At 56.4% G+C, this 13845-nt stretch carries 15 protein-coding genes; 8 read left to right on the top strand and 7 right to left on the bottom strand.

Features of this window, described 5'->3' with window-relative positions:
• Positions 1-13 precede the first annotated feature (13 nt).
• Positions 14-877: a LysR family transcriptional regulator gene (locus tag H097_RS26970; RefSeq protein ID WP_032863701.1), complete on the bottom strand. Its 864-nt coding sequence runs from the start codon at positions 875-877 to the stop codon at positions 14-16.
• Between the two features lie 912 nt (positions 878-1789).
• On the opposite strand from H097_RS26970, the gene H097_RS26965 reads away from it, so the two are divergent.
• The 8 genes from H097_RS26965 to H097_RS28295 all read left to right on the top strand — a co-directional run bounded on the left by H097_RS26965 (position 1790) and on the right by H097_RS28295 (position 7766).
• Positions 1790-2320 (top strand): TIR domain-containing protein, encoded by a 531-nt coding sequence (locus H097_RS26965; protein ID WP_032863700.1) that lies wholly within the window; start codon positions 1790-1792, stop codon positions 2318-2320.
• Positions 2313-3536 (top strand): toll/interleukin-1 receptor domain-containing protein, encoded by a 1224-nt coding sequence (locus tag H097_RS26960; protein WP_032863699.1) that lies wholly within the window; start codon positions 2313-2315, stop codon positions 3534-3536. Before H097_RS26965 ends, H097_RS26960 begins: the two co-directional genes overlap by 8 nt.
• Positions 3533-4366 carry a hypothetical protein gene (locus tag H097_RS26955; RefSeq protein ID WP_156356832.1) on the top strand — a complete coding sequence of 278 codons (834 nt, stop codon included), beginning with the start codon at positions 3533-3535 and terminating at the stop codon, positions 4364-4366. Before H097_RS26960 ends, H097_RS26955 begins: the two co-directional genes overlap by 4 nt.
• An 8-nt stretch (positions 4367-4374) precedes the next feature.
• On the top strand, positions 4375-4932 hold the full coding sequence (locus H097_RS26950) for a TIR domain-containing protein (RefSeq protein ID WP_050593459.1): 558 nt from the start codon (positions 4375-4377) through the stop codon (positions 4930-4932).
• Between the two features lie 155 nt (positions 4933-5087).
• Positions 5088-5861, top strand: a complete 774-nt coding sequence (locus H097_RS26945; RefSeq protein ID WP_032863698.1) for a TIR domain-containing protein — start codon at positions 5088-5090, stop codon at positions 5859-5861.
• Positions 5862-5996: 135 nt separating this feature from the next.
• Positions 5997-6629, top strand: coding sequence for a hypothetical protein (locus H097_RS26940; protein WP_082445682.1), 633 nt, complete (start codon positions 5997-5999; stop codon positions 6627-6629).
• 50 nt (positions 6630-6679) lie between these two features.
• On the top strand, positions 6680-7018 hold the full coding sequence (locus tag H097_RS26935) for a hypothetical protein (RefSeq protein ID WP_032863697.1): 339 nt from the start codon (positions 6680-6682) through the stop codon (positions 7016-7018).
• Positions 7019-7595: 577 nt separating this feature from the next.
• Positions 7596-7766, top strand: coding sequence for a M10 family metallopeptidase C-terminal domain-containing protein (locus tag H097_RS28295; RefSeq protein WP_156356831.1), 171 nt, complete (start codon positions 7596-7598; stop codon positions 7764-7766).
• 53 nt (positions 7767-7819) lie between these two features.
• Here the strand turns inward: H097_RS28295 and H097_RS26925 are convergent, their stop codons facing one another.
• The 6 genes from H097_RS26925 to H097_RS26900 are packed head-to-tail and all read right to left on the bottom strand — an operon-like array spanning position 7820 to position 13818.
• Positions 7820-9223, bottom strand: coding sequence for an amidase (locus tag H097_RS26925; RefSeq protein WP_032863693.1), 1404 nt, complete (start codon positions 9221-9223; stop codon positions 7820-7822).
• The gene (locus H097_RS26920) at positions 9220-10491 is read right to left on the bottom strand and encodes a Zn-dependent hydrolase (protein ID WP_032863691.1); all 1272 of its coding nucleotides are present in this window, start codon (positions 10489-10491) and stop codon (positions 9220-9222) included. Before H097_RS26920 ends, H097_RS26925 begins: the two co-directional genes overlap by 4 nt.
• Positions 10492-10504: 13 nt before the next feature.
• Positions 10505-11200 carry an ABC transporter ATP-binding protein gene (locus H097_RS26915; protein ID WP_032863689.1) on the bottom strand — a complete coding sequence of 232 codons (696 nt, stop codon included), beginning with the start codon at positions 11198-11200 and terminating at the stop codon, positions 10505-10507.
• Positions 11200-11949, bottom strand: coding sequence for an ABC transporter ATP-binding protein (locus tag H097_RS26910; RefSeq protein ID WP_032863687.1), 750 nt, complete (start codon positions 11947-11949; stop codon positions 11200-11202). Before H097_RS26910 ends, H097_RS26915 begins: the two co-directional genes overlap by 1 nt.
• Positions 11946-12956 carry a branched-chain amino acid ABC transporter permease gene (locus tag H097_RS26905; protein WP_032863685.1) on the bottom strand — a complete coding sequence of 337 codons (1011 nt, stop codon included), beginning with the start codon at positions 12954-12956 and terminating at the stop codon, positions 11946-11948. The genes H097_RS26910 and H097_RS26905 overlap by 4 nt, the downstream gene beginning before the upstream one ends.
• A 1-nt stretch (position 12957) precedes the next feature.
• Positions 12958-13818, bottom strand: a complete 861-nt coding sequence (locus H097_RS26900; RefSeq protein WP_032863683.1) for a branched-chain amino acid ABC transporter permease — start codon at positions 13816-13818, stop codon at positions 12958-12960.
• Positions 13819-13845 lie beyond the last annotated feature (27 nt).

The following is a 13845-nucleotide window of genomic DNA, read 5'->3' as shown; positions in this document are numbered from 1 at the left end:
CATGGGCACCGGTTCAAAGCACCGGATCCCAGCGCTGAGACCAATCGCTCTCGGCCTTGACGACTGCGCGCAGCAGCACCAGAGCCTGCTGCAGGATCGCCGAATCACGTTCGCGCGAGTACACCAGGTAGGTCGGGAAACTGAACTCCGGGGCCTTGGGCACGCGCTCCATCACACCGCTGGCGAGGTAGCTCTGCACCACCCGTGTGCGGAAATAGCCGCTGCCACCATTCTCCAGTATGTACTGCAGGGCCAGCGGCCCGAGGTTGAAATTCACGGCGGCGCGGGCCTTGTCGGGCAGGGCGGCGTCATGTTGCTGGCGAAAGCCCGGGCCCCAGTCGATATACACATAGGGATCGGGGCGGGCGGCCAGGCGTACCAGGATCAGTTTTTCTTCCAGCACCTGCTCTACCTGCAGCCCCGGCCAGTACTGCGGCTGGAACACCAGCGCGGCGTCCAGCACGCCCAGTTCCAGCTGGCGCAACAGGTATTCACCGTCACGCACTTCGGTGCGCAGGGCATGGCTGGGGATGTGCTCGCGCAGGGCCTTGGCCCAACCGAGCATCAGCGGGTTGCACAGGCTGACTTCGCCGCCGATATGCAACACATTGCGATAGCCCTCGGGCAGCGGCAGGTCGCGGCGCGCGGCCTCCCAGGTCTGCACCAGTTGATTGGCATACACCACGAACGCCTCACCATCGGCGGTCAGCCGCGCCCCGGCGCGGTTGCGCACAAACAGCGTGCTGTCGAGCTGGCTTTCGAGCTTCTGCACCCGTGCGGTAATGGCGGTCTGGGTGACGTGCAGTTTCTCGGCGGCTGCGGCCAGGCTGCCGCAGCGGGTGATTTCCAGGAAGGTGCGTGCCAGTTCGATGTCCATGTCGGTCCCGGGGCAGGAGCGAGTGTGCTCGCGAAAGTGTGAACGATAACACGGGCATCCTCGATGAATGCGTTGCTCACGCTCCGCGCGTGAGGGTGCCAGGTGTACTTGCGAGTTAAGGAAAGACCTATGCCGACTCACGTTGTGCAGCGCTAGTTTGGGGCGTGCCTGGGTGGACTCATCCAGATGTTCCGGAGCCTTGCTAACTGTTACATGTGTTTTATCTTCCATAAATCAGTCACTTACCTAATTTAACTTTTTTCATGTTTTTTACGTGCGTAACGAGTGAGTGACTGCCAATCTGCACAAGTGCAATTCCATCGTAACCTCTCATTTTGAGCTCGTCTGAAGTGGATGTTAGGCCATGACGGCCACTTATGTTCGGGGGTAATGCACCCCAAGTGCCAGTTGGTCTTTCCGTGGTCTCGATCCCGAATCTCGTGTGAAGGATTAAAAACCAGCGCACAGCGTCGGGATGGCAAGGCGTACTACAGCGCGAATCAGCTCGTTGCATGCCCGTTTGTTCACTCTCGCTGGGATCGAGGGCAGGCGCATTCACTCTGGCAGTGAAATTGAAGCGCCTAGGCATCAATCTGCACCACGTGCTTGGTATCCATTGCGGCCTCAAAGCTTGACAAGCTTGGGTCAGAAAGGATGCCGCTTTCAGGCATCCTCGCAAAAAACATTGACAGTCATCTTGTGGGTCTAGATTGACGATTCCTGCTCAATATCACTCAGGTATTGCCCCTTCGGTGGCCTACAGAGATGGCGCAGGTGTCAATCCTCAAAATTCCGCGCGAGAATCCTGCGGAAAGAGATTGCACTACCTATCCAGGCTTTGATATTAAATAGCCACCCGGCACTACTCTGTGCGTCGGGGTATCTACAAAAATCTCAAGGACCGAAATATCAATGAATCTTCAAGAACTTCTTAAGTCTCTGGAAAAGCCAGTCAAGCACAAAATTTTCGTGAGCTATCATCACAAATTAGATCAAAAATATTACGATGCATTCTCGACAAAGTTTCATGATACCTACGAATCGATACACGACGCATCATTGGACAGCGAAATAGACAGCGACGACGTTGACTATGTACTTCGACGGATTCGCGAAGAATATATAACAGGCACTTCCTGTACCGTAGTACTAATTGGTGCTGAAACGTATCAAAGGAAGTATATCGACTGGGAAATTAAGGCAACACTTGATAAGGAACACGCGATCCTTGGGATCTATCTCCCATCAGCACCGCGAACTGAAAATCGCATTAGTGTGCCGGGCAGACTACATGACAACGTCCAAAGTGGTTATGCGGTTTTTACAAGCTGGGAAAACGCCACTGCATCACCAGAATCTTTGGAAAAATACGTCGCCGAGGCCAAATCCAAATACAAATCCCTCATAGTCAACAGCCGCGAAAAGAAGCAGCGCAATGGGTGAGGCAAAAGAGAACGATCTCGCAAAGCCTTTTTTTGTGATCTATGTCGTATGGCATCCTAGCTTTGAGTTAGGGGAAAAAGTTGCCGGAACTATGATGCAACATTTTCGGCGCGATCTATACAGAAATATTGTAGGGGGCGCAGGCATTCCGGTGGTATTCCGTAGTGTCTGTATGCCGGGTAGTGATACCCCCATATCGGTAACCCCTGAAGACTCTGAAGCGTCCGCAATCATTGCACTCCTCGACGATAACTTGTGCGAATCGCAAGACTGGGTTGACTACCTCAATACTCTCTCATTAAAAACAGGTGAATCCAACAAAACTGGATTTAACAACCTCCTATTTCCTGTATCTTTCAACAAAGCAACATTGCAAAGAGCAAGCTTGAAAGAGCAGGCGCTTAGATGGGATTTATGGAAGGGTGATGACGCGGAAAGAATAACGCGCCTAATAAGCGAACTCACCTATGAGTTCTGCCGAATGCTCAGGCACCACTTGGCTCAACTTGAGAGCCCATCCCACAAAAACCTACAAGACTACTTAAAAAAAGTACAAATCTTCTTGAGCCATTCAAAACATGATGAGGACGGAATCGAAATTGCCACAGCTATAAGAATGAGGATCTATGAAGGGCATGGATTATCCTCATTTTTTGATGTAAATGACATCCCGGCAGGCCTGAGGTTTGACGAAGTACTGCTGGAACAAATACGTATCAGCGCAATGGTCGCGATTCACACAGACTCCTATTCATCAAGAGAGTGGTGTCGAAAAGAAATCATTGAGGCCAAAATCTGGAACATTCCCCTCGTAGTCGCCAACAGCATAAACAATATGGACGAAAGAGGTTTTCCTTACATGGGGAATGTACCGGTAGTTCGTCTCGGTTACGACCCGACAGATGTTTCTCGAATAGATATTGTCATAAGTAGGCTCCTCGATGAGGTTTTGAAGGATTTTCTGTGGCGTTGTCAGACACATGAAATAAAGAAACAGCTACCTAGAAAAGCATTCCTCATCCCACGCCCGCCGGAGTTGATTTCTCTATCGTCCATTCCTCAGGGGGGCGAGCAGGCCGAGGTTGACTCTAAAGAAACTATACTTATTTACCCAGATCCTCCATTGAGCACGGAGGAGGAACGACTCATCAATAGGGTTTCGCCAAATGTGCAGCTTAGGAGCCTAGCTGAATGGAAAGCGGGGGCTACCAGATGAGTTATAAAGAAGTACTCGACGGCTCAAAGATTTCAATTTCGATATCGGAAAGCGAAAGCATGCCAGCCCTGGGTCTAAGTCATGCGCATTTGGTGGATGCGATGTGTGAGGCAGCACGTCACATGCTAGCTTTGGGGGCAACGGTTACTTATGGAGGTGACCTACGAACTCATGGTTTCACCAGGATACTGTACGAACTCGTCTGTAGATATCGAAAAGACTCATGTGACAACAAGAACCTGGCAAGTGTAATCAATTACCTTGCCTGGCCAGTCTTCATGAACTCCAATATCGACGATCTTTTTGCTTTGAGCGGCGAAATGGAAGGAACGGCCGAGATAAAAATAATTGACGAGCAATGCAATCCATTATCGCTTAAGGACGCTAGCTCTCTGATGCGCAGCTCAACTTTTGATTGGTCTTCAGGGCTAACCGCCATGCGGAGAATAATTACCGCCGAGTCGACAGCTAGGATAGTCCTCGGGGGAAAAACATCGAAATTCAACGGCAGTATGCCAGGTATAGCGGAGGAGGTACTTATATCTCTGCAGAGCCATAAGCCTGTATATCTGCTAGGCGGATTCGGTGGATGTACAAGAGAGATTCTAGATTTGATGGGTGTTGATAACCAGTTCGATGCATCATTCCCATGCTGGCCGTATTCAGACGAATTTAAACAGTACCAACTTGAAGACCTGAGGAACGGGCTTACTACTGAAGAAAATACGGCACTTGCCAATACCCCTCACATAGACCAAGCAATTGTTTTGGTTATTCGGGGGCTGATGAATATTCATACCGATAACCGGGTCGAAGCACTGAGAGACTAGAGCGCAATATGTCACTACTCACGGAAGCAGAAGTTATTTCCCGCTCACACTCAGTCAGTCGGGCAAGGAATTTATTTAAGGCCACCGCAAGCACGCAAACGTATGACGTTTTCCTGAGTCACTCCTCCAACGAGCCCGACAACATCATATTCGGAATAAAAGGGTATCTGGAAGACGCAAACTTGAGCGTCTATATTGATAAAGTCGATGATCCTCAGCTTTCCCCAGATCACGTCACACCTGAGACAGCTGAAACTCTGCGGATGCGCATGAAGTCATCAAAATCGCTTTTGTACGTTTACAGCCGTCACTCGGCTACATCTCGCTGGATGCCTTGGGAGCTCGGTTACTTCGATGCACTGAGAGGCTCAGTGGGTATTCTTCCGGTCACCCAGTACGCTCAAAGTGAATTTAAGGGTGAGGAGTACCTAGGGTTATACCCATATGCCGATCTTGCCTTGGTAAGTAACTCCACGAGAAGGCAACTCTGGATTAATAGATCAGCAAATGAGTACGCCGATTTATCCGGCTGGGTCAAAGGAACAGAAAAAATCCGCAGGAGATAATCCACACGCCTGCTGACTGTGGAGCGTGCAAAATGCGTTTTAGCAAGGGGGAGCGAGCAATCGCTTTCGCTTCCCCCTCAAAATGCATAACCTCCTACAAGATCCTGCGTTGCTAGGTGACATAGTTCGGAGAGTCATTTGATGGAGGTTAGACGATGAGTAAGGTGTTTCTAAGTCATAACCATGCGGACAAACCTTTTACAAGGCGTCTCGCGAGCGATCTTCGCCAAGCGGGTCATTCTGTTTGGGTCGATGAAGCCGAAATAAACATCGGTGACTCCCTCATAGGGAAAATTCGTGAAGGTCTCGATGAAGTAGATTTTGTGGCAGCGGTCCTCAGTGAACACTCAATTGGTAGCGCTTGGGTGCAGAGGGAACTGGAAATCGCGTCAAACCGGGAGATCGAAGAGCGCAGAGTGGTTGTTCTCCCTCTGTTGGTGCAAAAAGTGGCGTTGCCAGGTTTTCTGAAAGGAAAATTTTACGCTGACTTCACCGATCCCACTTCTTACAAACCAATGTTTGATCTTTTACTTCGCGCCCTTGGCCCCGCAACGCCGGTAGAAAAACCCGAAGACGCTGAGATGGAAGCTCTAAGGAGCGAACTGGCTGTCATGAAGCATGCTTTAGAGGATCTTTCTAAACAGAATAAAGCTCATCAGCATTTTTCGCTGATGCATAAGAGCCCCCTACTAGCTGAAGCTGTTGACCGCGCTAATCAGAAATTTCCGAACCATGCGCCAATCAATAACACCTACGCCTTTGAGGTTGGTAATACTGTGGTAACCCTGGATTACCTGCTTTGGGGTATTGGGAAAGCCATGAGGACAGGAGCTCATGTTCTAGAGGTGCTGCTTTCAATGCACAACAAGTGGCAAGAGGCTCACTGCATGATCGAAGCATATGACGACCTACTAGCTAGCTACGACTAAACGATCCAGATAATGCCCAGGTAAGCCGAACAGCCCTACGGGGCTGCATCGGAAAGCGTTCATTGCCCAATCAAGCTGGTCGGGGACAGTCATTGAGCGCTTTGCCAATGCAGCTACGAGCGAAGGAAAAACGACATGGCTATAGCATCCGGAATGCGGCGTTACACGGAATTACCTACCTTGCTCACTGCCGTGGCCATATTGATGACCGCTAACATTGCTGTTGCAGAACCAAGTCTCTGGGTTTCGAACGACCGAGTGGCGCGGCATACCTGCCCGTCCGATAAATGTGGCGTTGTTGGGAAGCTAATGTTTCGCGAAGGCGTCGAGGTTTTCGAGACAAAAGGATCCTGGGTCCGAGTATCGAAATCCTACTCGGCCTCTTGCTCGGGTGGTACCAGTGCATACGTCGACAACGGTAACTCAGCATGCGTCGAGAGTAATGGCATTAAAAATGGGATGTTCGCAGAGTGGGTCTCTAAAAAGTCGCTTACAAAAGACAGACCTGCAGATCCAGGAGAGGGGGCAACCGGTGACGATGTGCTGATCAAAAACTCGGACGATTATCGCCTCTACCGATCACAGTTTGCGAAAGCAGCCCGTGAGCTCATCGAAAAGGGTGCTTGTACCGCTGCTGACTTCGAGGAGATCGGTGGATGGATGGCATCCCCCGACAAAGGTCAGGGTATGTATTTCATGTACTGCGGCGGTATGACCAAAGCTAATCGCCTGTACCTCGACGTGCGCTCAGGCAACGTGAGCCGATAGCGGTTTAAACAAGGGTTTTACTACCAATCCCAAGTGAAGGGGAAATCGATATGAAGCTTACTTTGCTGGGCTTTACGCTCATGCTTACCTTGGTGGGCTGCTCTGATCCTACTGAAACCTCCAATGGTGTAAGCAAATACGTTGGTGAGTGGACCAATGAGCGCAGCGGCGGCGGATTGAAGTTGGTCATCGATCAAGACGGCCGCCACTTTACCGTTAAGGAGCTATACGCAAAAAACAACGTTGTGCTCGGGGTGAGTGTCGGTGAGATAGCAGATGGTTACTTAAACGCGAAGACAGGGATCGGCCCCAAGATTTTTTATTCAACGAAGGATGACGCCCTGATAATTGAGCCTTCACCCAACTTATTCTATCGTCTGGCCCAATAACGGAAATTAGAGGCAAGCATGATTGCGACGGTTCTGGCTACAGCTATGATTTTCGGACTTTTTTGGGTGCTTCTGAGGATTGGCCGTCGAAACACGAGAGGATGGTGGATACGGGATTACTTTGGGAAGGTGGTTTTTTATGTTGCCATTTTCGTGGCACCGGTAGTCGGCAGACAGTTCGATTTCCCCAACAGGCTTGTGCTCGCGCTTCCAGCGGCTTTTGTGATGAGCCTACTTATAGCCTTGCCCAGCAATTACAAATTCCTCAGTAGCCCACACAAGCTCCATCTGCTGTCCTCTGTGCTAATCAGAAACTCAATCACCTTGTCTGCTCTGACCAGATAGGGCATTAGATCGACCCTAAAGCGGCTGAGCTTCTAAGTGTCTGTTTCTAATATCACAGGCATCTAACGCTTTCCAAGTACCAGATCACATGGCGTTTCTCATGATTTCACTGAACCAGTGAAAAGGAGACGTAATATGTCGACTTCAGCAACGTTTAGTATTTCTCCCTTTGCCAGCCGCACGGTTGTATGGCGCCGAATCAATTCCGAGACGTGACATAGCGAAAAAACGCATGACGTTTACCCGCCAGTTTACCGGTGAAGGCCGACAGGCCATCTTGGGCTACGACTATCAACGCCAGCAGGCCACGCTGCAGATTGATCTGGACGGAGATCGTCGTGCCGACTTCTTACTCAAGATTGATAGTAAGCAGTCTCTAGAAGGGCCTGATATAAAACAATAAGCCAACAGCGCTGCCTCGCAGGAATCGTCAAGCCGATTCCTGCGAGGCAGGTTTCAGCTGGGTGTCCGGGGTTCTTGCAAGTGCTGGGTCGGGAATGCCTGGGCATAGGCCTGGCACACCCGCAGCACCTGCTCATCGGCAAACCGCGCGCCGACCACATGCAACCCCACCGGCAGCCCATTGGCCGCTAGCCCGCACGGTACCGAGGCCGCCGGTTGCTGGGTGAGGTTGAAGGGGTAGCTGAACGGCGTCCACTCCATCCATTCACCCAGACCGGAGCCCGGTGGCACGTTGTGCCCGGCGTCAAATGCGGTGATCGGCAACATCGGCGAGACCAGTATGTCGTAGTGCTCATGGAAGGCGGCCATGCGTGCCACCAGCGCTGCCCGTGCTTCCAGGGCCGCGTTGTAGTCGCCCAGGCTGAGGCGTTCGCCTAGTTGCGCGATACGCAGCAGGCCGGGGTCGAGCAGTGCGCACTGGGCGCCGGTCAGTGGCCCGGTCAGGCGTGCCGCGCCGGCACACCACAAGGTGTTGAACACCTCCAGCGGATCGCTGAAACCCGGGTCGATCTGTTCCACCTGTGCCCCCAGTTGCACCAGGCCGGCGACCGCTTGCGCGACCACTTTGGCCACCTGCGGATCGACCTTCACATAGCCAAAGTCCGGACTGTAGGCGATGCGTAATCCTTTCAGATCACTGCCCGGTGTGAGCCAGGGCGTGGTGCGTGGTGCGCCGATCAGGCCGTCCCTGGCATCCGGTTGCGCCACGGTTTGCAGCATCAGCACGGCATCTTCCACGGTGCGGGTCATCGGCCCCAGGTGCGAGAGGATGGTCATCGAACTGGCCGGCCATTGCGGTACATAACCGAAGGTCGGCTTGATCCCGAAGGTGCCGGTAAACGCGCAGGGAATGCGGATCGAGCCGCCCGCATCGCTGCCCTGGTGCAGCACGCCAAGGTTCAGCGCCGCCGCCGCGCCCGCGCCGCCGGACGAACCACCCGCCGTGGTGCGTGTGTCCCACGGGTTGCGGGTGATGCCGTACAGCGGGTTGTCGGTCACGCCTTTCCAGCCGAATTCCGGGGTGGTGGTCTTGCCCAGCAGCACCGCGCCGGCCTTGCGCATTAACGCCGAAAAAGGCGCGTCCACGTCCCACGGCCCGGCAGCGGATGAGGTGCGCGAGCCCTTGCGGGTGGGCATGCCGACGGTCAGGGTCAAGTCCTTGATCGAGGCCGGCACTCCGTCCAATGCACCGCAGGGTTGGCCCTTGAGCCAGCGCTGCTGCGAGGCCCGTGCTGCGCTCAAGGCACCCTCGGGGTCGACGTGGCAGTACGCGTTGACCACCGGGTTGTAGCGTTCGATGCGCAGCAACGTGTCCTCGGTCACTTCCACCGGCGACAGGCTTTTATCCCGGTAGCGTGCCAGCAGTTCCACGGCCGTCAGGTTGGCGATATCACTCATGCCGCGTGACCTCCCCGGGCTGCATTGACCATGGCCCGCAGCAATACCGCGCAGCCTGCCGCCAGATCGTCCGGTGCGGCGTTTTCGATTTCGTTGTGGCTGATGCCGCCTTCGCACGGCACAAAGATCATCCCGGCCGGGCCCAGTTCGGCGACAAAGATCGCGTCGTGCCCGGCGCCGCTGACAATGTCCATATGGCTCAGGCCCAGCACATTCGCGGCATCGCGCACGGCGTTGACGCAAGAAGGGTGAAAGTCCAGCGGCGGGAAGTCGGCGGTGGGCGTCAGTTCATAGCGCAGGCCATGCTGCTTGGCCGTTGCCTCGATCACCTCGCGCACTTCATCGACCATCGCTTGCAGCTTGTCGGCATGCAGATGGCGCAGGTCGATGGTCATCTGCACCTGGCCGGGAATCACGTTGCGTGAACCCGGGTGCAGGCTCAGGCAGCCGACGGTGCCGCAGGCATGAGGTTGTTGTTCATGGGCAATCCGGTTGACCGCGCTGACCACCTGCGCGGCGCCTACCAGGGCGTCCTTGCGCAGGCGCATCGGTGTCGGGCCGGCGTGGGCTTCGACGCCGGTGAAGGTCAGGTCGAACCACTTCTGGCCCAGGCAGCCCATGACCACGCCGAGGGTGATGGCCTGGTCTTCGAGCACCGGGCCCTGTTCGATATGCGCCTCGAAATAGGCGCCCACCGGATGCCCGAGCACTGCGCGCGGGCCGGCGTAGCCGATGCGTTGCAGTTCGGCGCCCACCGACAGGCCTTGCTCGTCCTGCTTGTCGAGGGTCTCCTGCAAGTCGAATTTGCCGGCAAACACCCCGGAACCCATCATGCACGGCGGGAAGCGCGAGCCTTCCTCGTTGGTCCACACCACCACTTCAATCGGTGCCTGGGTCTCGATCTGCAAGTCATTGAGGGTGCGGATCACTTCCAGGCCGGCCATCACCCCATAGCAGCCATCGAACTTGCCGCCCGTGGGCTGGGTGTCGATATGGCTGCCGGTCATCACCGGTGGCAGGTCAGGGTTACGTCCGGCGCGGCGCGCGAAGATATTGCCGATGGCATCCACGCTGACGCTGCAGCCGGCGGCCTCGCACCATTGCACGAACAGGTCGCGGGCCTGGCGATCCAGGTCGGTCAGGGCCAGGCGGCACACGCCGCCCTTGGCCGTGGCGCCGAGCTGGGCCAGGTCCATCAAGGATTGCCACAGACGGTCGCGGTTGATCAGCGGGGCGTTGCTCTTGAGCGGTTGCGTAAAACTATTCATTTGCAAACTCCGGTCAGGCACTCAGGGCCAGGTAGCGGTTCTTGATAGTCGGGTCGGCGCGGAACGCCTCGGCGCTGCCTTCGTAGACCACGCGGCCCTGTTCGAGTACGTAGTGGCGGTCGGCGAGCTTGTCGCAGACCAGCAGGTTCTGCTCCACCAGCAGCACCGGCAGGCCGTCGTCCTTGATCTTGCGCAGGATCTTTACCAGTTCGTCGACGATCACCGGGGCCAGGCCTTCGGTGGGTTCGTCGAGGATCAACAGCTTGGGGTCGTTGAGCAGGGCGCGGGCGATGGCGAGCATCTGCTGCTCGCCACCGGACAACGCATGGCCGGCGTTTTTGCGCCGCTCCTTGAGACGCGGGAACATGGCGTACACGTCTTCCATCTGCCAGCGGCTGGTCTTGCGCACGGCGATGCGCAGGTTTTCTTCCACGGTGAGCAAACGGAAAATCCCGCGGTTTTCGGGGACCAGCGCCAACCCCTGGCGGGCGATTTCAAAGATTTTCTGCCCCACCAGCGGCTGGCCGTTGAAATGAATCTGCCCCTGGCGCGGGCAGATAATCCCCAGGATGCTACGCAGGGTGGTGGTCTTGCCGGCGCCGTTACGGCCGAGCAGGGTCACCAGTTCGCCGGGGTTGACGGTCAGGGACACACCCTCAAGGACATGGCTCTTGTCGTAGTAGGAATGGATATTGTCGACGGTCAGCATCAGGCGGCCTCTCCCAGGTAAGCAGTGCGCACGCGCTCGTCGGCGCGTACGAATTCCGGCGTGCCTTCCACCAGGATCTGCCCGTGGCTCATCACGGTGATGCGCTGGCTGATGGACATGACGATGCTCATGTTGTGCTCGATCAACAGCACGGTGTGGTCACGACCGAGGTCGCTGATCAGTTGGGTCATGATCGGGATATCGTCGATGCCCATCCCCGAGGTGGGCTCGTCGAGCATCAACAGCTTGGGTCTGGAGCAGATCGACATGCCCACCTCCAGCACCCGTTGCTGACCGTGGGACAGTTCGCCGGCCAGGGTGTCGGCGCGGGCGGTGAGTTGCAGGCGTTCCAGGACTTGGTCGGCCATCTCCAGGTGTTCGCGCTTACTGTCCACGCGGCGCCAGAAGTTCAGGGCGCGGACGCCGTCGCGGCCCTGTGCGGCCAGGCGCAGGTTCTCGCGCACGCTAAGGTTCTGGAACAGGCTGGTGAGCTGGAACGAACGGGCCATGCCCAGGCCGACGCGGCTGTGGGCCGGTTTGCGCATCAGGTTCTGGCCGTCGAAATGAATCGCGCCTGCAGTCGCTTGGCGCTCGCCGGTCAGGCAGTGAAACAGGCTGGTCTTGCCGGCACCGTTGGGGCCGATGATGGTATGGATGGTGCCGGCTTCGACCTTGAGGTTGACACCGTTGACCGCACGGAATGCACCGTAGGCCAGTTCCAGGTCTTTGGTTTCCAGCAGGATGCTCATAGCAGCTCCTCCTTGGTCACGGCGGTGGCCTTACGGCTGCCACGTACACGTTCGAACAGCGCCGACAGGCCGCCCCACAAACCGCCGCGCATAAAGATCACCACCAGGATCAGGATCACCCCCAGCAGCATCAGCCAGCGCGGCCACAGGTCGGAGAGAAAATCCCCCAGCAGCACAATGGACCCGGCCCCCAGCAACGAGCCGAACAGCGAGCCGGTGCCGCCGACGATGGTCATGATCAGGATGTTCTCCGACATCACCAGGTCGATATTGGACAGCGGCACAAAGTGCAGGAGCATGGCGTACAGCGCCCCGGCAATCCCGGTGACCGCGCCAGACAGCACAAACACGAGGATCTTGAAATGGCGGGTGTCGTAGCCGATGGCCGAGGCGCGGGTTTCGTTTTCGCGGATCGCCATCAGCGTGCTGCCGAACGGCGAGGCAATCACCCGGCGTGCGCCGATGAAGATCAACAGGAACAGCACCGCGACAAAACCGTAGAACACCCGGGCGTCGGCCAGGGACAGCAGTACGGTGTCACCAATACGGATTTCCGGGCGCGGCACGCTGAGCAGGCCGTTGTCGCCACCGGTCCAGTCGCTCAGGGTGTAGGCGATGAAGTAAGCCATCTGGCTGAAGGCCAGGGTCAGCATCACGAAGTAGATACCGGTGCGACGGATCGCCAGGGCGCCCACCAGGAACGCCAGGAACCCACCGGCCAGCGCCGCGCCGAGCAGCGCGCTGAACAGGCCCAGTTGCAGGTGGATCATCAGCAAGGCTGCGCAATAGGCGCCGGCGCCGAAGAAGATGCCTTGGCCAAACGACAGCAGCCCGGTGTAGCCCAGCAGCAGGTTGCAGGCCAGGGCGGCGAGGGCAAAGATCAGGATCTCGGTGGCCAGGGTCGCCGAAGGCAATATCAACGGCAGGCCGATCAACACCGCCAGCACCCACAGCAACATGGCTTTGGATTGGGTCTTGGCAAACGGCAGGGGATTTTTCTCGCTCATGTCAGACTCTCCCGAACAAGCCGTAAGGGCGCACCAGAATCACCACGGCCATGGCGCCGTAGATCATCAGGCTCGCGCCTTGGGGCCAGAGTGTGGTCATCAGGCTTTGCACCACGCCCACCAGCAGGCCACCCACCAGGGCGCCGCCGAACGAGCCCATGCCACCGATCACCACTACAACGAAGGCGATACCGAGGATTTCCGGACCGACAAAAGGCTGGGCGCCGCGCAAGGGGGCAAACAGCACCCCAGCGATGCCGGCCAGGGCCACGCCGAGGGCGAAGGTCATGGAAAACAGACGGAAAATATTGGTGCCCAGCAGCGAGACGGTCTCGGTGCTCTCACTGCCGGCCCGCACCAGGGCGCCAAAGCGCGTGCGCTCCAGCAGCAGCCACAGGCCCAGACCCACCAGCGCAGAAAACACAATCAGGAACAGGCGGTAGTAGGGGTACACGAAGTCGCCGACCACCAGCACCCCGCGTAGCAATTCCGGCACGGCGACGCTCTTGCCCACCGGGCCCCAGATCATCACGCTGGCTTCCTGGATGATCAGCGCGATGCCCAGGGTCACCAGGATCTGGAACATGTGCGGCAGGTGATAGATCCGCTGGATCAATAATCGCTCGATCAGCCACGCCAGCGCGGCCACCACCAGCGGTGCGATCAGCAGGGCCAGCCAGAAGCTGTCGGTGAGGCTGACGGCGGTGTAGCAGATGTAAGCGCCCAGCAGGAAAAACGCGCCGTGAGCAAAGTTGACGAAGTTCAACAGGCCGAAAATGATCGTCAGCCCGACCGCGATCAGGAAGTAGATCATCCCCAGGCCCAGGCCGTTGAGAATCTGGAACAGGTAAAGATTGAGCATGCAGGAATCCTCCAACAGACGGCCGCG

Source organism: Pseudomonas sp. FH4 (assembly GCF_000510915.2).
Lineage (GTDB): Bacteria > Pseudomonadota > Gammaproteobacteria > Pseudomonadales > Pseudomonadaceae > Aquipseudomonas > Aquipseudomonas brenneri.
This window is presented reverse-complemented; position numbering and strand designations above follow the sequence as displayed.